General features: G+C 69.3%; 18 protein-coding genes. 11 read left to right on the top strand and 7 right to left on the bottom strand.

Translation table 11 applies throughout. From position 1 onward, the window contains the following. Positions 1-19 precede the first annotated feature (19 nt). Positions 20-538, top strand: a complete 519-nt coding sequence (locus tag OG584_RS05670; RefSeq protein ID WP_405775629.1) for a hypothetical protein — start codon at positions 20-22, stop codon at positions 536-538. Between the two features lie 41 nt (positions 539-579). On the opposite strand, the gene OG584_RS05665 is transcribed toward OG584_RS05670, so the two are convergent. Beyond that, positions 580-1,737, bottom strand: a complete 1,158-nt coding sequence (locus OG584_RS05665) for a magnesium and cobalt transport protein CorA (protein ID WP_405775627.1) — start codon at positions 1,735-1,737, stop codon at positions 580-582. Positions 1,738-1,895: 158 nt separating this feature from the next. Between OG584_RS05665 and OG584_RS05660 the strand changes: the two genes are divergently transcribed. Then, a complete protein-coding gene (locus OG584_RS05660; protein WP_405775625.1) occupies positions 1,896-2,990 on the top strand; it encodes a winged helix DNA-binding domain-containing protein in 1,095 nt (364 codons plus the stop codon). A 79-nt stretch (positions 2,991-3,069) separates the two neighbouring features. Here the strand turns inward: OG584_RS05660 and OG584_RS05655 are convergent, their stop codons facing one another. Further along, positions 3,070-3,924 carry a GNAT family N-acetyltransferase gene (locus tag OG584_RS05655; RefSeq protein WP_405775623.1) on the bottom strand — a complete coding sequence of 285 codons (855 nt, stop codon included), beginning with the start codon at positions 3,922-3,924 and terminating at the stop codon, positions 3,070-3,072. 121 nt (positions 3,925-4,045) lie between these two features. Continuing rightward, positions 4,046-4,864 carry a response regulator transcription factor gene (locus tag OG584_RS05650; RefSeq protein WP_405775621.1) on the bottom strand — a complete coding sequence of 273 codons (819 nt, stop codon included), beginning with the start codon at positions 4,862-4,864 and terminating at the stop codon, positions 4,046-4,048. A gap of 136 nt (positions 4,865-5,000) precedes the next feature. On the opposite strand from OG584_RS05650, the gene OG584_RS05645 reads away from it, so the two are divergent. From OG584_RS05645 to OG584_RS05635, 3 genes are read left to right on the top strand one after another with little or no spacing between them, the layout of a single operon-like run. After that, entirely contained in the window at positions 5,001-6,680 is a 1,680-nt protein-coding gene (locus tag OG584_RS05645; protein WP_405775619.1) for an AMP-binding protein, read from the top strand. Further along, positions 6,677-8,272 carry an AMP-binding protein gene (locus OG584_RS05640; protein ID WP_405775617.1) on the top strand — a complete coding sequence of 532 codons (1,596 nt, stop codon included), beginning with the start codon at positions 6,677-6,679 and terminating at the stop codon, positions 8,270-8,272. Before OG584_RS05645 ends, OG584_RS05640 begins: the two co-directional genes overlap by 4 nt. A 13-nt stretch (positions 8,273-8,285) precedes the next feature. After that, entirely contained in the window at positions 8,286-8,519 is a 234-nt protein-coding gene (locus tag OG584_RS05635; RefSeq protein ID WP_405775615.1) for a hypothetical protein, read from the top strand. Positions 8,520-8,571: 52 nt separating this feature from the next. Here OG584_RS05635 and OG584_RS05630 read toward each other — a convergent pair whose 3' ends face one another. Then, positions 8,572-9,435: a hypothetical protein gene (locus tag OG584_RS05630; RefSeq protein ID WP_405775613.1), complete on the bottom strand. Its 864-nt coding sequence runs from the start codon at positions 9,433-9,435 to the stop codon at positions 8,572-8,574. A gap of 204 nt (positions 9,436-9,639) precedes the next feature. On the opposite strand from OG584_RS05630, the gene gcl reads away from it, so the two are divergent. Further along, the gene (gene gcl / locus OG584_RS05625) at positions 9,640-11,430 is read left to right on the top strand and encodes a glyoxylate carboligase (RefSeq protein WP_405775611.1); all 1,791 of its coding nucleotides are present in this window, start codon (positions 9,640-9,642) and stop codon (positions 11,428-11,430) included. A 1,280-nt stretch (positions 11,431-12,710) separates the two neighbouring features. Here the strand turns inward: gcl and OG584_RS05620 are convergent. From OG584_RS05620 to OG584_RS05610, 3 genes are all read right to left on the bottom strand, one after another. Beyond that, positions 12,711-14,168 carry a catalase gene (locus OG584_RS05620; RefSeq protein ID WP_405775609.1) on the bottom strand — a complete coding sequence of 486 codons (1,458 nt, stop codon included), beginning with the start codon at positions 14,166-14,168 and terminating at the stop codon, positions 12,711-12,713. A 204-nt stretch (positions 14,169-14,372) separates the two neighbouring features. Beyond that, the gene (locus OG584_RS05615) at positions 14,373-15,263 is read right to left on the bottom strand and encodes a 2-hydroxy-3-oxopropionate reductase (protein ID WP_405775607.1); all 891 of its coding nucleotides are present in this window, start codon (positions 15,261-15,263) and stop codon (positions 14,373-14,375) included. Between the two features lie 35 nt (positions 15,264-15,298). Continuing rightward, the gene (locus tag OG584_RS05610; RefSeq protein ID WP_405775605.1) at positions 15,299-16,120 is read right to left on the bottom strand and encodes a TIM barrel protein; all 822 of its coding nucleotides are present in this window, start codon (positions 16,118-16,120) and stop codon (positions 15,299-15,301) included. A 125-nt stretch (positions 16,121-16,245) separates the two neighbouring features. On the opposite strand from OG584_RS05610, the gene OG584_RS05605 reads away from it, so the two are divergent. From OG584_RS05605 to pucL, 5 genes are all read left to right on the top strand, one after another. Beyond that, entirely contained in the window at positions 16,246-16,506 is a 261-nt protein-coding gene (locus tag OG584_RS05605; protein WP_405775603.1) for a hypothetical protein, read from the top strand. A gap of 53 nt (positions 16,507-16,559) precedes the next feature. Beyond that, entirely contained in the window at positions 16,560-16,862 is a 303-nt protein-coding gene (locus OG584_RS05600) for a helix-turn-helix domain-containing protein (protein ID WP_405783896.1), read from the top strand. 196 nt (positions 16,863-17,058) lie between these two features. Next, positions 17,059-17,607 (top strand): 2-oxo-4-hydroxy-4-carboxy-5-ureidoimidazoline decarboxylase, encoded by a 549-nt coding sequence (gene uraD / locus OG584_RS05595; RefSeq protein ID WP_405775601.1) that lies wholly within the window; start codon positions 17,059-17,061, stop codon positions 17,605-17,607. 5 nt (positions 17,608-17,612) lie between these two features. Further along, positions 17,613-18,002: a hydroxyisourate hydrolase gene (gene uraH, locus OG584_RS05590; RefSeq protein WP_405775599.1), complete on the top strand. Its 390-nt coding sequence runs from the start codon at positions 17,613-17,615 to the stop codon at positions 18,000-18,002. Positions 18,003-18,009: 7 nt separating this feature from the next. Further along, positions 18,010-18,933 (top strand): factor-independent urate hydroxylase, encoded by a 924-nt coding sequence (gene pucL, locus OG584_RS05585; protein ID WP_405775597.1) that lies wholly within the window; start codon positions 18,010-18,012, stop codon positions 18,931-18,933. Positions 18,934-19,026: the final 93 nt, after the last annotated feature.

Raw genomic sequence — 19,026 nt, 5'->3', positions numbered from 1 at the left:
CTCTGTCCCGAAACGACCTTTGCTCTACTCGACGCTGCTGACCGGTACGGAGCCGATTGGTGCGCTGCCGGCCGGTCCCTCGTGGGAGTGCTGGCGTGCCGGTCGCACCGAAGGCCGTCTGCTCGGCGGGGTCATCAACCGCATCGCACTGAACCAGGCGACGCGATTTGCGCTGCCACTCGAACGGTTCGACGGAGCGGTGCTGTTCTGGGAGGAGGCGGGTGGCCACGCCTCACATGTGTGGAGCTACCTCCAGGTGCTGCGGCACGCCGGCATCCTCGATCGCATCTGCGGCATGGTCGTGGGAATCCCGGCCGCGATCGAGGGACTCGACTCGCCCGAGGGGTCCCCGCCCCTGCGAGAGACAGTCCTCGACGCACTCGGTGACCGCGACCGCGACATCCCGGTCCTGGGCAACGCAGGCCCGAACCTCCCCCTGCCCGTCGGCACTCGCGTAGCCCTCGACGCACAGCTGCGGACTCTGTCACTGCTCGAACCCGCGGTACGCCCGCTCACGGTGACCGGGCCGGGCAGCTGAGCGGTGCTCACCCCGAAACGGCTCATCGGGCGTGTTTACCGCTACAGCCAGTCCCGCCGTTTGAAGATGAAGTAGAGGCTCACACAGACCACCGCCATCAGGCCGATCGCGAATGGATACCCGAACGCCCAGTGCAACTCCGGCATCTCATCGAAGTTCATCCCGTAAATCGTTCCCACCAACGTGGGCGCAAACAGGATCGCCGCCCAAGAAGAGATCTTCTTGATTTCCTCGTTCTGCTCGAAACCCGCTTCCGCAAGTGCGCGCATCTCCGCGTTCTGCTGCTGGGTCACCAGGGTGGCGTTGACGGTGAGGATGTCGGTCAGGGCCTGCCTGAAGCCGTCCACCCGCTCGCTGGTATGGGTCACGTGGTCGGCCACGTCGCGCAGATAGCGCTGGAGTTCCTCGTGTGTCCCGTACTTGGCGAATCCCGCCATGAGGGCGTGCAGCATGCCCACGAGTGGCCGGGTGGCGCGCTGGAACTCGACCATTTCACGGGAGAGTTCGTAGATTCGGCGGGATACCGCGGGGTCCCCGCCGAACACCTCGGTCTCGATCTCGTCGATATCGATCTGTACACCCGTGACGACCGGCGCGTAGCCGTCGACGACCGAGTCGAGGATGGCGTACAGCGCGGCCTCGGGGCCGAGTGCGAGAAGGTCCGGGGTCTCCTCCATGCGTTTGCGCACGGCGGAGAGGTCGGGTGCCGCGCCATGTCTGACCGTGATCAGGAAGTCCCTGCCGATGAAGACGTGCAGTTCACCGAAGTCGACCTCCTCCGAGGCATCGAGGTAACGCGCCGCGCGCAGGACGACGAAGAGGGTGTCTCCGTACCGCTCCAGCTTCGGCCGCTGATGGGCCTCGAGCGCGTCCTCCACGGCGAGTGGGTGCAGGTCGAACTCCGCTGCCAGGGACAGGATTTCTGCCTCCGACGGGCGGTGCAGACCGATCCACGCCATACCGTCCGGATACTCGCGGAGCTGGCGGAAGGTCTCCGCGAGCGAGTCGGGGGTGGATACCCGGCGGCCGTCACGGTACAGCGCCGCCTGCACCACGCTGGTGTTGTCCAGCTGTACGGGTTCGGGAGCGGCGGGTGCCGTCGGCGTGTCGGCGGGCGGCTGCTCCGCGCGGTCGGGCGGGGACGCCGCCCTGCGCCAGGAGTGCTTCCAGGCGTTCCTGTTCCTCGGGGACAGCGGCATCCGGTCTCTGACCTCCCGTTTCGGCTGGGCCCGTGACGGCTCCTGCGGACGTCGGCCGACTTCGGTGCAGGATATACGGGCCGCATGGCCCAGGCGTGACGGAGCGGACTGAGGACGGTGGACGGAAGGTGTCCGCAGCGGCGGGTAGCGTGCCCCGCATGGCCCCGATGAGTACCCGCGCACTCAACCGCGCCACCCTCGAACGCCAGTTCCTGCTGAGCCGTGCCGAGCTGCCGGCCGAAGAGGCTGTGGCGCGGCTGCTGGGTCTTCAGGCGCAGAACACCAGGCCGCCCTACTTCCAGCTCTGGTCCCGGCTCGCGGCATTCGACCCGTACGAGCTGTCGGGGCTGCTGGAGAGCCGGGCGGCCGTGCGCATGGTGACCATGCGCTCCACCATCCATCTGCACACCGCCGACGACGCCCTCACCCTGCGGCCACTGGTCCAGGCCGCACGGGAACGCGAGCTGCGCGCCTTCCGCGGGCGGCTGCCCGGAGTCGGTCTCGACCGGCTGGCCGAGCTGGCGCGTGATCTGGTGGAAGAACGTCCCCGCACGATGAAGGAGCTCAGGGAGCACTTGCTCAAGGAGTGGCCGGACGCCGATCCCCAGGCGCTCTCCGTCGCCGCCCGCTGCCGCCTCCCGCTCGTACAGGTCACCCCGCGCGGACTCTGGGGCCGCGCGGGGCAGGTCGCTCTCACCACCCTCGAGGAGTGGCTCGGCCGCGCGTCGGTCCCCGCTCCGGCCCCCGACGCGACCGTGCTGCGCTATCTGCGTGCCTTCGGCCCGGCGTCGGTCAAGGACATGCAGATGTGGGCCGGGCTGACCGGGCTGGCCGATGTGTTCGAACGGTTGCGGCCGCAGCTGCTCACCTTCCGGGGTCCGAACGGCGTCGAGCTCTTCGACCTGCCCGACGCGCCCCGGCCCGACGAGGACACGCCCGCGCCACCGCGCTTTCTGCCGGAGTTCGACAATCTGCTGCTCGCACACGCGGACCGTACGCGGGTCGTCCCCGCCGAGTACCGCGGCCGCAATGGCGTGGGAAACCAGACCTTCGGCAGCTTCCTGCTCGACGGGTTCCTCGCCGGTATCTGGCGGCTGAAGGAGCACAGGGCAACCGCGACGCTCCGCATCGAGCCGTTCGCCCGGCTTGCCCGCGCCGACCGGGCGGCGCTCGCGTACGAGGGTGAGCGGCTGCTCGCCGGTATGACGCGGGCCACCGTCCACGACATCGGATTCGGCGCCCTGGACGCGTGAGCCGCCAAGCGGTGGGCCGGTGGTGTCCGTGGGGCCGGGGCGGGCACGAACGCGGCGTCCGCCCCGGACGCGACGGCTCCTAGCCGAGCTCGAGCGTGGTGAGGCCGAAGACGCACTGTCCGGCGACCGGGCGGATCCGGCCCGTGTACATGCGAGCCGTTTCGAAGGAGGGCGTGAGGCCCAGCGCCCCGACCAGCGCGACAGCTGCCGGATTGGACTCCGGGACGTCCACGGCCACCGGCGTCGTACCCGCCTCCTCCGCCAGCGCCCCGTACAGCGCCTCCGCGTCGGTGGACGAGTTGGCGAACAGCGGTCCGATACGGAGCACTTCGCCGACCGTCGGACGGATCACGGCGTACCCGGCAGGGCGGCCTTCGTCGAAGCGTACGAACGCGCGGTGCCCGTCGGTGGTGAGCCAGTGCGTCAGGAAGTGCGGGCGGTCGGCCGGGTAGCACGCGCTGTCGTACGCCGCGAGTGCCTCATGGTCCTGAGGCCGTACGGGCCGCACCCCCGTGGGCGTGCGGGGCGGCAGCACACCGGTGTGGCGGAAGGTGCGGTGGGCCGGGGCGAACCCGGACTTGCGGTAGTTGTCCTGCTGGGAGACGACCCCGTCAAGGCCGATGGTCCGGTTCCCCGCGTGGGTCTGCGCGGTCTGCCACGTGGCCAGGCCGTAGCCGCGCCCCCGCAGATCCGGGCGGACCAGGTAGCAGCCGAGAAACGCGTAGTGCGCACCGTAGTTGACGACCGAGATCGCGGAGACGGGCTCCCCGGCGAGGCGCCCGATGAAGAATCCTTCCGGGTCCTGCGCGAAGAAGCTCCGGGCGTCGCTCACACCTGGGTTCCATCCCTCTTCCTGTGCCCATCCGCTGATGACGGGCCAGTCCTCCTCGGTCGCCGGCCCGACGACGAGCTCCCCGGCGGATGAGTACGTCATGCATGCTCCGTAAGTCGTTGGACGCCCCTGCGGTGACGCTCCCCGGCACGCTTCGCGGTGTCCCGCCCGGTTCTCCCGCCGGCGATTCCGCCGGGGCTTTTCTCATGGCTCCGGCCGGATGTTACGGCAGCAGACCCGCCCGACGGGCCGCCACCACCGCCTCCAGGCGGGTGTGTGCCCCCAGCTTGCGCATCGCAGAGCGCAGATAGCCCTTCACGGTCTCCGGTTTCAGCCCCAGCCGCGCACCGGCCGCGGCGTTCGTCGCTCCGGTCGCCACCCAGGCCAGCACGTCCACCTCGCGAGGCGCCAGGGCGACCGGCCGTTCGCCGCCACTGCCGCCTGCCAGCCGGACGCAGACACCCAGAAGCTCACCACGCAGCTCCGGGTCCGTGACACGCGGTGCCAGCGCGCGCAGCGCACGGTGTGCTTCGCGTACCTGTTCCCACGCGCCCCGCCCGGCCACCGGTTCTCGCGCCGCAGCCAGCTGCCGCTGCACCTCGTCCCGCACCACCAGCGACTGCTCCACGTCGCGAGCCGCCGCGACCGCCGCGTTGTACGTCCGGTCACCGAAGGACAGCCGTTCGCGCACCGCCCCGTACAGCACCCCGCGCACCTTCCGCCGCACTACCACCGGCACGGCGAGCACCGCGTGCAGGCCCTCGGCGCTCACCGCTGTGTCGTACTCATGGCTGATGTGGAGCGAGGAACGGTAGTCGGTCACCGCGCAGGGCCGGGACAGCGCGATCGACTTGCCGCCGAGGCCGTTGCCCGCGGACACCGCGAGGCCGCGCAGCGCCGGTGTGGCCGTACCGCTGAGTTCGGCGATGCGCAGCTGTCCGGCGCCCGTCAGCAGCCCGCCGAACGCGACGGGCAGCCCGGTGGTGCGGCGCATCGCCAGCAGCGCCGCCCGCATGTCCACCGCATCGGCCGGTTCCGGCACGCGGTCACTCCTCTCGGCGTGGGCAGGCCCCCGGGCATCCGGGGGCGGGACTCCGACTCCACCCCCGTTCGGGGGTGGTGGGACCCGGGCACTGATTACACGATGCTGGGCAGCAGTCCCGCAACGAGGAGGACACATGGCGTCGAACGGCGCGACGGAGGAGTTCCGGGCCGCACGGGACTTTCTGCTCCGGCACCGTGAGGAGTACCGCACGGCGTACGAGGGCTTCAGCTGGCCGCGGCCCGAGCATTTCAACTGGGCGCTGGACTGGTTCGACGTCATCGCCCGGGACAACGAGAGGACCGCGCTGCAGATCGTCGAGGAGGACGGCACCGAGACCAGGGTCTCGTTCGCGGAGATGGCGCTGCGGTCCGACCGTGCGGCCAACTGGCTGCGGGCGAACGGTGTTCTGGCCGGCGACCGCGTCCTTGTCGTGCTCGGCAATCAGCAGGAGCTGTGGGAGACGGCGCTCGCCGCGATGAAGCTGCGGGCCGTCGTCATCCCGGCAACTCCACTGCTGGGAACGGCCGATCTGCGCGACAGGGTGGAGCGCGGCGGCGCCCGCCATGTGCTCGTGCGGACCGAGGACACTCCCAAGTTCGCTGGTGTGCCGGGTGATTACACCCGGATCGCGGTCGGCCCGCAGACCCCGGACGGCTGGCTGTCGTACGGGGAGGCCGCGAGTGCCTCCACTCTGTTCGAGCCCGACGGGATCACCGCCGCGGACGATCCGCTGATGCTGTACTTCACCTCGGGGACGACCGCCCGGCCCAAGCTGGTGGAGCACACGCACGCCTCGTATCCCATCGGCCACCTGGCGACGATGTACTGGATCGGACTGCGCCCCGGCGACGTACACCTCAACATCTCCTCACCCGGATGGGCCAAACACGCCTGGTCGAACCTCTTCGCGCCCTGGAACGCGGAGGCGACCGTCTTCATCCACAACTACACGCGCTTCGAACCGTCCCGGCTGATGGACGAGATGGACCGGGCGGGAGTGACGTCCTTCTGCGCCCCGCCGACCGTCTGGCGGATGCTGATCCAGGCCGACCTCAGCCGGCTGCGGACACCGCCGCGCGAGGTCGCGGCGGCGGGCGAGCCGCTGAACCCCGAGGTCATCGAGACCGTACGGCGTGCCTGGGGGGCCACGATCAGGGACGGCTTCGGTCAGACGGAGACAGCAGTCCAGGTGGCCAACAGCCCCGGCCAGCTGCTCAAGGCCGGCTCCATGGGCCGTCCTACGCCCGGGTTCAGGGTCGAGCTGCTCGACCCGGTCAGCGGGGAGCCGGGCGTGAGCGAGGGCGAGATCTGCCTCGACCTCTCCACCAGGCCGGTCGGCCTGATGACCGGATACCACGGCGACCCGGAGCGCACGGCCGAGGCGATGGCCGGTGGCTACTACCGCACCGGCGATATCGGTTCGCGCGACGAGGACGGCTACATCACCTACATCGGCCGCTCCGACGACGTCTTCAAGGCGTCCGACTACAAGATCTCGCCCTTCGAGCTGGAGAGCGCGCTGCTGGAACACGAGGCGGTGGCGGAGGCCGCCGTCGTGCCCGCCCCCGACCCTCTGCGGCTCGCAGTCCCGAAGGCGTACGTGGTCCTGGCAGCGGGCTGGGAGCCGGGACCCGACACGGCGAAGGTGCTCTTCGCGCACTCGCGCGCGGTGCTCGCGCCGTACAAGCGGATCCGGCGTATCGAGTTCGCCGACCTGCCGAAGACGGTCTCCGGGAAGATCCGCAGGATCGAACTGCGCCGGGCGACCGCGGCCGGCTCCACCGCCGAGTACGACGAGGGAGATCTGCGGTGACCCTCTCCTACGCGCACGGGACCGGGACGACGGCGCTCATCGGCGATACGATCGGCGCCGGTCTGGACCGGGCGGTCGCCGCCTTCCCCGACCGTGAGGCGCTCGTCGACGTGCCCTCGGGGCGCCGGTGGACGTACGCCCGGCTCGGGGCGGCAGTGGATGAGCTGGCCCGCGGTCTCCTCGGCAGCGGGGTCCGCAAGGGCGACCGGGTGGGGATCTGGGCGGTCAACTGCCCGGAGTGGGTGCTCGTCCAGTACGCCACCGCCCGGATCGGGGCGATCATGGTCAATATCAACCCGGCGTACCGGGCGCACGAGCTGGAATTCGTGCTGCGACAGGCGGGGGTCCGCGTCCTGGTCGCATCGACGGAGCACAAGGGCAGCGACTACCGGGCCCTGGTCCGGGAGGTGCGCGGCAACTGCCCGCAGCTGCGGTCCGTCCACTACATCGGTGATCCGTCCTGGGACGAACTGGTTGCCGCCGCCCGGCCGGTGCCGCTCGAAGCGGCCCTGTCCTGCGACGAACCCATCAACATCCAGTACACCTCGGGCACCACCGGCTTCCCCAAGGGGGCCACGCTCTCCCATCACAACATCCTCAACAACGGGTTCTTCGTCGGGGAGCTGGTGGGCTATACCGAGCACGACCGGATTTGCGTCCCCGTGCCCTTCTATCACTGCTTTGGCATGGTCATGGGAAATCTGGCGGCCATGTCGCACGGTGCGTGCATCGTCATCCCGGCGCCCTCCTTCGACCCGGCGGCGACGCTGCGCGCCGTCGAGCAGGAGCGCTGCACCTCGCTCTACGGCGTGCCCACGATGTTCATCGCGGAACTGGACCACCCGGACTTCGCGGCGTACGAACTCGGGTCGCTGCGCACCGGGATCATGGCGGGTTCACCCTGCCCGGCCGAGGTCATGAAGCGGGTCGTCACCGAGATGCACATGGCCGAGGTATCGATCTGCTACGGGATGACGGAGACCTCGCCGGTCTCCACCCAGACGCGCCGTGACGACGATCTGGAGCGCCGCACCGGGACGGCGGGCCGGGTCCTGCCGCATCTGGAGGTGAAGGTCGTCGACCCGGCGACGGGGGCGACGGTGGAGCGCGGCGAGCCGGGCGAGCTGTGCACCCGTGGTTACAGCGTGATGCTCGGCTACTGGGGGGAGCCGCAGAAGACCGCCGAGGTGATCGACGCGGGCCGCTGGATGCACACCGGGGATCTCGCGGTCATCCGGGACGATGGGTACATCCGGATTGTCGGCCGGATCAAGGACATGATCATCCGGGGTGGTGAGAACGTCTATCCGCGTGAGATCGAGGAGTTCCTCTACACCCATCCCCAGATCGCTGACGTCCAGGTGATCGGCGTCCCCGACGAGCGGTACGGCGAAGAAGTACTGGCCTGTGTCATCCCACGGGACCCGGCCGACCCCCCGACGATCGAGGAGGTCCGGGAGTTCTGCCGGGACCGTCTGGCCCACTACAAGATCCCGCGCGGACTGCGGATCCTGGACGCCTTCCCCATGACGGTCAGCGGCAAGGTCAGAAAGGTGGAGCTGCGCAACCAGTTCGGCGGCACGGACGTGTAGGGGTCCTCGTGCTGTGACCGTCCGGGTCGCGTGGGCCGGCACCGCGTCTCGCGGCATTGCCGCCGCCCTCAGGGAGGAGCGGGCCCCGAAGGGGGCGGGGACCGACGGGATCGTTCTGCCGCACGCCGTCTGCACGGGCGCGGTGCCCGCGGCCCCGGGCGTCACCGGGAAGCTGCGGAAGCGCGGCCGCCACTTCGTCACCGCGCAGCGGCTGATCGCGCCCGCGAGGCGGAACCGGCGCAGCTGAAGCAGGACGAGGTGTACTGCCCGCGCGCCCGGCCGCGGCACGGCGGGTGTGCTCAGGTGTGCGTCGCGCCCGTGCTGACCAGTTCGTCGGCCGGTCCGTTGACCGGCTGCGGGGCGCCCGTGAGATCGAGCGCGAAGAGCGGCACCGCCAGTTCGTCGGCCCTGGCGCGTGCGTCGTCGGCGTACCCCGACAGCGAGAAGAACACGCACGACGCCGCTGAACTCATCCCGTTCAGCCACAGGCACTCTATGTCCCGAAGCGTGGCGGGCCGGGTGGTCGCCTCCACGGAGGCGACCAGGCGGGGCCCGCGCAGATCGATCCCGGACGCGGGCCGCGGCTGCGGCCTCACGACACCGTCGAAGCCCAGCCACTCCAGATAGCGCTCCGCCGCCGACACCACGTCGCCCGCGGTGCGGATCGTCACCGGCCGGAACGCGGCACGGGGTGCGGCGGCCGTGCGCGGCAGCGGGATATGGGCCGGCGGCGGTGTCGCGGCGGGCCGGTCCTCCCCGGTGGACCCGGCGACCCGGAGGCCGGGGGGCGGACAGTCCGGGGCCGGGCGACCGGCCGGGGAGGCCCCGCCGGGGACGGCCGGGTCCGGGGCGGCCGCTACCGGCATCACCGGGATACCGAGAACCGTGCCGCACGAGCAGCCGAGTTCGGGCCTCGGCCACTCGTCCTGCCGCCCGCACGATGCGCAGCGGACCGCGACCCACCCGTCCGACCAGCTCCGGCGGGTGATCGGCACCGGTGGCGCGCCCCTCAGCAGCGGCGGCGCCAGCGGAGCGCCGCAGGCGCAGGGCAGGACCGTTGCCAGATAGGCGTGCTCCTTGCCGCAGACCGGGCATTGCACGACGGCGCTCGTCGTCCACCCGGTCGCGCCGTTTTCCGGTCCCTTTCCAGCTCCCTCACCCATGGAGTCATCGTCCACCCGGAGGGCCGGGCCCGGGGCGTACTTCGCACAGGTGACGCAACTCCGCTGCCCCTCTCTTGACGGCAGGCGGAACCAGCTCTTACATTGCTTCCGTATAGCAGAATCGAACTTCCGCAATACGGAAATGGGCGATCTCAGGTTGGCGCGACAGGAGGCCCACTCCGACTGGCCGAGCAGGAGTATTCAATGCCTCGTATGACCGCTGCCCGAGCGGCAGTCGAGATCCTCAAGCGCGAGGGTGTCAGCAACGCGTTCGGCGTGCCGGGCGCGGCGATCAACCCGTTCTACGCGGCCCTCAAGGCCGCCGGTGGTGTGCAGCACACGCTCGCCCGTCACGTCGAGGGCGCTTCGCACATGGCCGAGGGCTACACCCGTGCCAACCCCGGCAACATCGGTGTCTGCATCGGTACGTCGGGCCCCGCGGGCACCGACATGATCACCGGTCTCTACTCGGCGATCGCCGACTCGATCCCGATCCTCTGCATCACGGGCCAGGCGCCGGTCGCCTACCTCCACAAGGAGGACTTCCAGGCCGTCGACATCGCCTCGATCGCCAAGCCGGTCACCAAGGCGGCGACCACCGTCCTGGAGGCCGCGCAGGTCCCCGGTGTCTTCCAGCAGGCGTTCCACCTGATGCGCTCGGGCCGTCCCGGCCCGGTCCTCATCGACCTGCCGATCGACGTCCAGCAGACCGAGATCGAGTTCGACCCCGACACCTACGAGCCGCTGCCCGTCTACAAGCCCGCCGCGACCCGCGCCCAGGCCGAGAAGGCGATCCAGTTCCTGCTGGAGTCCGAGCGCCCGCTGATCATCGCCGGTGGCGGCATCTTCAACGCCGACGCGTCGGACCTGCTGGTCGAGTTCGCCGAGCTGACCAACACCCCGGTCGTCCCCACCCTCATGGGCTGGGGTTCGATCCCGGACGACCACGAGCTGAACGCCGGCATGGTCGGCCAGCAGACCGGCACGCGTTACGGCAACGCCACGTTCCTGGAGTCGGACTTCGTCCTCGGCATCGGCAACCGCTGGGCCAACCGTCACACCGGCTACAAGCTGGACGTGTACACCAAGGACCGCAAGTTCGTGCACGTCGACATCGAGCCGACCCAGATCGGCAAGATCTTCGCCCCGGACTACGGCATCGCATCCGACGCCAAGGCCGCGCTGAAGCTCTTCGTCGAGATCGCCAAGGAGCTCAAGGCCGAGGGCAAGCTGCCCGACCGGTCCGCCTGGGTCGCCTCGCACCTGGAGCGCAAGTCCACGCTGCACCGCCGCACGCACTTCGACAACGTGCCGATGAAGCCGCAGCGGGTCTACGAGGAGATGAACAAGGCCTTCGGCCCGGAGACGCGCTACGTCACCACCATCGGCCTCTCCCAGATCGCCGGCGCGCAGATGCTGCACGTCTACAAGCCGCGCCACTGGATCAACTGCGGCCAGGCGGGCCCGCTGGGCTGGACCATCCCGGCCGCGCTCGGCGTCGCCACCGCAGACCCCGAGACCCCCGTGGTCGCGCTCTCCGGCGACTACGACTTCCAGTTCATGCTGGAGGAGCTGGCGGTCGGTGCGCAGCACAAGATCCCGTACGTCCACGTTCTCGTGAACAACGCCTACCTGGGCCTGATCCGCCAGTCGCAGATCGGCCTGGACATCAACTTCCAGGTCAACCTGGAGTTCGAGAACATCAACGCTCCCGAACTGGGCGTCTACGGCGTCGACCACGTCAAGGTCGTCGAGGGCCTCGGCTGCAAGGCGATCCGGGTCACCGAGCCCGACCAGCTGCTCCCCGCGTTCGAGGAGGCCAAGAAGCTGGCCGCCGAGTACCGCGTCCCGGTCGTCGTCGAGGCGATCCTGGAGCGCATCACCAACATCGCGATGAGCCCGACCGCGGACATCAGCGCGGTCAAGGAGTTCGAGGAGATCGCAACCGAGCCGGGCCACGCCCCGACGGCGATCCTCCCGCTGACCAAGTCCTGACCCTTCGTACGACCAGGGCGGGCTGCCGTAACGGCAGCCCGCCCTTTCGTGTGTCGCCCCGGACCTTCGTACGTTCCCCGCCCCCACGGTGCGACCCCGCGCCGTGGGGGCCTCGCCGATGCCCTGCGCGCCTGCCCGCCGGGCAGCTGTTCGTGGTCGAGCGGGTCCGTCACGAGGGCAGCGGCGTCGCGGTGGTCCAGTCCGGGTCACCACTGGCGCCGGCGGAGCTGGAGGGGCCGCGATGAGCCCGCGGTTGGTGGCCGATCGCCGTCGCCGCTCTTCCTGCCTGCCTGCCTGCTGCCGTGCTGGGCGGAGTGGCCGCATCGCTCACCCGGGTCAGGCCGGTGGGCACGCTGCTGCGGCGCTGGGCGACCGCTGTGGGAGCTGCCCGGCACCCGGTTCGGACTCCAGCACGGTCCAACGGCCCCTCTGGTAAGCGTCGGACGAGTCGGAGCGGAGGAGGGGGAGCAGCGGTGAACGAGCAGCGCCGCCGGATTCTGGAGTCACTGGCCGGCGGCGATATGACAGTCGACGAGGCCGGGCGGTCGACAGGCGCCCTCGAACGGCGACGGCCGGAGTCGCCGACAGGCGCCCCTCCCCGCCCGAGCCCGGCCTACGTACCTGCGCGTGATGGTGAACGCTGCGGACGACTCCGGTGGCGACGGTCCCAGCCGGGTCGGAATCAGGGTCCCGCCGCAGCTGCGGGGTCCGGGGCCGCGGGCCTCATCTTTCCGCGGACGCTCAGGTCAACGCGGAGCTGGGCAGCGCGGGCGTACCGGCCGGTCTCGCCGAGGAGCTCAGGCCGCAGCACCTCGAAGCTCGTCGGAAAGCTCGGTGAGCTCAGCATCGACGGCCCCGACGCGCAGGTGCGGGTGTTCTGCGAGTGACACCGCTACAGCGCTCCAGGCCCCACGCAAAAAGGAGTGCGGAACAAGGGATCGTGGGCCCTGTTCCGCACTCCGGTTCGTGCTGCTGGTACCGCCCGACAGCACGAGGCTGGGCGCGACAGGACTTTCGTGCCGCCGGGCGGAGTATGTGGTGGAGCTCTTCGTGCTGAAGCAGCAGGGGACCGCGGCGGAGTGCGATCAGCTCCCCGGTCCCTCTCCTTCACATCAGGAGAGCTCCGGGGGAGCCTTGACCACCGCACTGGCATCTCACTCCGCCGCGGTCCGCAGGCTTGTCCGGGTCGCCGGCCACCCCTCATCGGGACGGCGGCCCGGACCGCGCCGGTGACCTGACCTCCCGTCAGGCCGCCTGCGCCGTCTATCGGTTCGCGGTGCTCAGTCCTCGCGCAGGGCGCGGACCGCTTCCTCGACGCGCTTGCCGTACTCCGTGTCGGCGGCGTGGAAGTGCGCGAGGTTCTTCTCGATCACCTCGTCCAGGGTGACCTGCGAGAGGCCGCCCGAGATGTTGGCGATGAGCCGCGACTTCTCGTCGTCCGACATCAGGCGGTAGAGCTCGCCCGCCTGGAAGAAGTCGTCGTCCTTGACGTGCTCAGCGGCGCCCTGCGCTCCGGTCCAGCCGGTGACGGCGATCGGGGCGGCCAGCGGGGTGTCCGTCTGGGCCGGGCCCGAGTGGGAGTTGGGCTCGTAGTTCTTGTCCTGGCGCGAGCCGTAGCGGGTCGCCATGGAGCCGTCGCGGCCGTAGTTGTCGGCAGTCCCGTTCCGCGGAGCGTTGACGGGCAGCTGCGTGTGGTTGATGCCCACCCGGTAGCGCTGCGCGTCGGCGTACGCGAAGAGACGGCCCTGCAGCATCTTGTCGGGCGACGGGCCGATGCCGGGAACGAAGTTGTTCGGCGAGAACGCGGCCTGCTCGACCTCGGCGAAGACGTTGTCCGGGTTGCGGTCGAGGACCAGACGGCCCACGCGCTGCAGCGGGTAGTCGCTGTGCGGCCACACCTTCGTGACGTCGAACGGGTTGAAGCGGTAGTCGGCGGCGTCGGCGGCCGGCATGACCTGGACGTGCAGCGTCCAGGACGGGTTGACGCCGCGCTCGATCGCCTGGAGCAGGTCGGTCTGGTGGCTGTTGCCGTCCTTGCCCACCAGCTCGGACGCCTGGTCGGCGGAGAGGCTGCGGACACCCTGGTTCGTCTTGAAGTGGTACTTGACGAAGAAGGCCTCGCCCTGGGCGTTCGTCCACTGGTAGGTGTGCGAGCCGTAGCCGTTCATGTGCCGGTACGAGGCGGGGATGCCGCGGTCGCCCATCAGCCACGTCACCTGGTGGGTGGCCTCGGGGGAGTGCGCCCAGAAGTCCCAGACGTTGTTGGGCTCCTGCTTGCCCGTGAACGGGTCACGCTTCTGCGAGTGGATGAAGTCCGGGAACTTGATGGGGTCCTTGATGAAGAAGACCGGTGTGTTGTTCCCGACGAGGTCGTAGTTGCCCTCGTCCGTGTAGAACTTCAGCGCGAAGCCACGCGGGTCGCGTACGGCGTCGGAGCCGCCCAGTGAGTCGGCCACGGTGGAGAAGCGGATGAACGTGTCGGTGCGCTTGCCCACGCTGGAGAGGAAGTCGGCGCGGGTGAAGCCGGTTACGTCGTCGGTCACCTCGAAGTAGCCGTAGGCGCCGGAGCCGCGGGCGTGGACGACGCGCTCCGGAATGCGCTCACGGTTGAACCGGGCGAGCTTCTCCAGGAGGTGCTGGTCCTGGAGGAGGATCGGGCCGCCGACGCCGGCGGTGGCTGAGTTCTGGTTGTCGGCGACCGGGGCGCCTGACTCGGTCGTAAGCACGCGCTTCGACATCGTGGACCTTCCGTACTGGGCTGCTGACGGCTTCAGGAGCGTAAATACGCTGCGAACGCTACGTCAACAGTTTGTTGAAATTGAAGTGTGAGGAGACCGGGCGGCGGCAGCGCCTGGGCGCGACAGGACAGGTGTCAGCGCTGCCGCAGCCCGGAGTTCGGAGGGGCCGGAGCCCCGGAGTGAGGCGGGAGGTGAGGCGGAGCCTCAGACCTGCGAGCCGGACAGCCGCTCGACCGAGCGCAGCAGCGCGGAGTGGTCGAGGCCGCCGTCGCCCTGGGCGCGCAGCGAGGCGACCAGCTGGGCGACGACCGCGCCGACGGGCAGGGCGGCGCCGACGTTGCGGGCCGCGTCGGTGACGATGCCCATGTCCTTGTGGTGCAGGTCGATCCGGAAACCGGGCTTGAAGTCCCGGTTCAGGAAGTTGTCCTTCTTGCGGGTCAGGACGGTCGAACCGGCCAGGCCGCCGTTGAGGACGTCGAGGGCCGCGTTCAGGTTCACGCCGGACTTCTCCAGGAAGACCACGGCCTCGGCGCACGCCTGGATGTTGACCGCGACGATCAGCTGGTTGGCGGCCTTCACCGTCTGCCCGGAGCCGTGCGGACCGCAGAGCACGATCGTCTTGCCCAGCGCGTCCAGGATCGGCTTCGCGGTGTCGAAGTCGGCCTGCTCGCCGCCCACCATGATGGACAGCACGGCCTCGATGGCTCCGGCCTCGCCGCCGGACACCGGGGCGTCCAGGACCCGCAGGCCCTTCTCGCCGCCCGCCTTGCCCAGGTCCACCGAGGTCTGCGGGGTGATCGACGACATGTCGATCAGCAGGGCGCCCGGCTTGGCGTTCTCCAGGATCCCGTCGGGACCGTAGGCGATGGCCTCGACGTGCGGCGACGCGGGCACCATGGTGATCACTACGTCGGCGTCACGCACCGCTTCGGCGATCGAGGACACGGCGGTGCCGCCTGCGGCTGCCAGCCGGTCCAGCTTGTCCTGCTCCAGGGTGTAGCCGGTCACCGAGTAGCCGGCCTTGATCAGGTTCTCGGACATCGGGGAGCCCATGATGCCGAGGCCGATCCATGCGACCTTGGGGAGATTGCTCATGCGGGGGTCCTCTTTCAACACGCGTGTGGAGATGGTCAGTTGGGGAGCCAGCCGAAGGCTTCGGCGCTCGGGCGGTCGCCCGGCTTGTACTCCAGGCCGACCCAGCCGTCGTAGCCGGCCTTCGTGAGCCGGTCGAGCAGGTCCTCCAGCGGCAGCGAACCCGTACCGGGTGCGCCGCGGCCGGGGTTGTCCGCGATCTGTACGTGGCCGGTCTGCGCGGCGTAGGTGTCGATGACCTCGTTGAGGTCCTCGCCGTTCATCGACAGGTGGTACAGGTCGAGCAGGAACTTCGCGTTCCCGAGCCCGGTGAGGGCGTTGACCTTGTTGACCACGTCGATCGCCGCCGGTGCGCTGACCAGCGGGCAGAGAGGCGACTCCGGCTTGTTGAGCGCCTCGATGAGCAGGATCGCGCCCACCCGGTCGGCGGCGCGGGCCGCTACCGTGAGGTTCTCCAGGGCGAGCTCGTCCTGGACGGCGGGGTCCACGCCTTCGACGCGGTTGCCGTACAGGGCGTTGAGCGCCTTGCAGCCGACCGAGGCGGCGAAGTCCGCCGCGACGTCGATGTTGGCGCGGAAGCGCTCGGACTCCTGGCCGGGGACGGAGAGTGCGCCGCGGTCCGGTCCGGGAAGCCGGCCCGCGTAGAAGTTGAGACCCACGAGCTGGGTGCCGGCGTCGTCGAGTGCCTTCTTGAGGGCGTCGAGGTCGGCCTGCGGGGGGGTGGGGGACTCGATCCAGGGCCACCACAGCTCGACCGCGCTGAAACCGGCCGCGGCAGCAGCCGCGGGACGCTCCAGAAGCGGGAGTTCCGTGAAGAGGATCGAGAGGTTCACATCGAAGCGCTTGTCCGTGTAGCCCATAAGGCGTTCGGCGCTCCTTCCGTATTGCGGAAGTTACTTTCTACTTGATGGAAGATTGCCTGCCGTTCTGCTGAGCTGTCAAGTGGGCCTGCCGTTTTTCGTGCCCCGCGCAGTAGGTTGTGCGCGTGCGATTGAGAGTGGAATTCACGACGGAGCCCTTTGATCTGGACGACGCGCCGCCGCATGCGGTGGTCGCGCGGGAGGTCATCCAGGCCGCCGAGCTGGACGCGGTGGACGTCGGGCCGTTCGGCAATACCGCCGAGGGTGGCTCGGACGCCGTGCTGACCGCGGTGGACGCGCTGCTGCGACGTGCGCTGGGTGCGGGCGCCACCCGGGTCTCCCTCCAGGTGAACGTGATCGGGCAGGACGGGGAGGGCGAGAAGTGAGCGAGCCGGGAGAGCACCCGCTCGTCGCCGCGGTGAAGCCGCTGGTCGACGCCATGGGCGCCGAGGTCCTCGTGCCGGGCCAGGCGACGGAGGACGATGTTGTGCTCGCCTGGGAGGGGGTGGATGTCATGGCCGTACGGCTGCCGCAGCTCTCGGACTCCCTCGATCACATCCTGGCGGCGCTTGAGCGCCGGCACGGTGTGCCGCTGTCGGAACTCGACCGGAGGACGAAACAGGGCGTTGTGCGGATACTGGAGGCACGGGGCGCTTTCTCCGTACGCCATGGCGTGGAGACGGTGGCCGGGGCCCTGGGCGTCAGTCGATTCACCGTCTACAACTACCTGAACCGGGAATAACGTCGCCAAGAGTGACTGAACCACTGCGTGGCGGCACAATCGGGCCCCCCGGAGTGAACAACCGCCGTCCGGGGTGCCGGGCGGCGGTTTTTGTATGACCAAAGTTTTCAACAAAGTGTTGACGTGGTGTTTCCGAGGGCGTTAGCTATCCGCAGCCCGTCCAGCACAAGGCCCACACAAGGCCACGGAGGTCCCCGTGACTTCGAGTCCATCGCACTTGCCGGGGGAGCACCCAGGCACCCCCGAGGGCCTCGCCCGGTTCAACACACTGCGGGACAGTGCGGCGCGAGCAGCGCTGCACGAGGTCTGCGCCAGTTCGGTCTGGGGGAGCAAACTCCTCGCCCAGCGCCCTTACGCCACCGCAGAGGCACTCTTTCTCGCAAGTGACGCCGCCACGGCCGAACTGACCGAGGGAGATCTTGCCGAGGCGATGGCGGGGCACCCGCCGATCGGGCGCCCCAAGCCCGGAGACCCGACGTCCTCCCGCGAGCAGCGGGGGATGGCCGGAGCGTCCGAGGAGCTCAAGACCGAGATGCTCGAACTGAACCTGGCCTACCAGGAGAGGTTCGGACATGTCTTTCTGATCTGCGCGACCGGCGCCACCGGCGAGCAGATGCGCGACGCGATGAAATCCAGGATCGGCCATACGCCCGAGCAGGAACGCGCCATCGTGCGCACCGAACTGGGCAAGATCAACCGCATCCGGCTGAACCTGGTCGCAGCGACCGCCGAAGAAGGAGAGTGAAGGTCTTGAGTACGCAGACCACCGCGTCGGTGTCCACGCACATCCTGGACACCAGCGTGGGACGCCCCGCCGGGGGTGTCGCCATCTCGCTCGCGGCCCGTAGTGGCCCCGGTGCGCAGTGGACGGCGCTCGGCGGATCAGCGACCGACGCTGACGGGCGCTGCAAAGACCTGCCGGCTCTGCCGGAAGGAACCACCCACGTACGTCTCGATTTCGAGACCGAGGCGTACTTCTCCAAGAAACAAGCCGAGGCACAGCAGGACGCCCCCCGCGTAAGGGACAGCGGCGCTTTCTTCCCGGAGGTGGCGATCACGTTCGCCGTCGTCCCGGGTGAGCACTTCCACGTACCGCTGCTGCTCAACCCGTTCGGCTACTCCGTATACCGAGGGAGCTAGCACCGACATGCCCACGATTCTCGGCCAGAACCAGTACGGCAAAGCAGAGAACCGCGTAGTCAAGATCACGCGGGACGGCGACACCCACCACATCAAGGACCTCAACGTCTCGGTCGCCCTCTCCGGCGACATGGACGACGTCCACTACTCCGGCTCCAACACCAGTGTCCTGCCGACCGACACCACCAAGAACACGGTGTACGCGTTCGCCAAGGAGCACGGGATCGAGTCCGCCGAGCAGTTCGGCATCCATCTGGCCCGGCACTTCGTGACGAGCCAGGACGGGATCCACCGGGCCAGGATCCGGATCGAGGAGTACGCCTGGGAGCGCATCGCCACCTCCGACGCCAGCTCGCAGTTCATCGGTGCCGATGACGTGCGGCACTCCTTCGTCCGCAAGGGCCAGGAGCTGCGCACCACCGAGATCACCTTCGACGGTGAGAAGTGGCAGGTCATCTCGGGTCTGAAGGACCTGACGGTGATGAACTCCACCAACTCGGAGTTCTGGGGTTACGCCAAGGACAAGTACACGACGCTCAAGGAGGCATACGACCGCATCCTCGCCACCCAGGTTGCCGCGCAGTGGCGCTACAGCTGGAACAGCGACGCGGACCGGATGCCGAACTGGGACAAGTCCTACGAGCAGAGCAAGAAGCACATGCTCCAGGCCTTCGCCGAGACGTACTCGCTCTCCCTGCAGCAGACCATGTACCAGATGGGCTCGCGCATCATCAACAGCCGCAGCGAGATAGACGAGATCCGGTTCTCGCTGCCGAACAAGCACCACTTCCTGGTGGACCTGGAGCCCTTCGGGCTCAAGAACGACAACGAGGTCTACTACGCGGCCGACCGGCCGTACGGTCTCATCGAGGCGACCATCCTGCGGGACGGCGCCGAGCCCCGTATCCCGGTCGACATGACCAACCTCTGAGCCAGGACCGGTACGCCTCCGCCGGCTGAAGCAGTCGCAGGCGGCGGCGTACCGGACCGGACACAACTTCACTTCACGTCTTCGGCACCCGGA

Origin of the sequence: Streptomyces sp. NBC_00859, assembly GCF_045161865.1 — a bacterium.
Lineage (GTDB): Bacteria > Actinomycetota > Actinomycetes > Streptomycetales > Streptomycetaceae > Streptomyces.
This window is presented reverse-complemented; position numbering and strand designations above follow the sequence as displayed.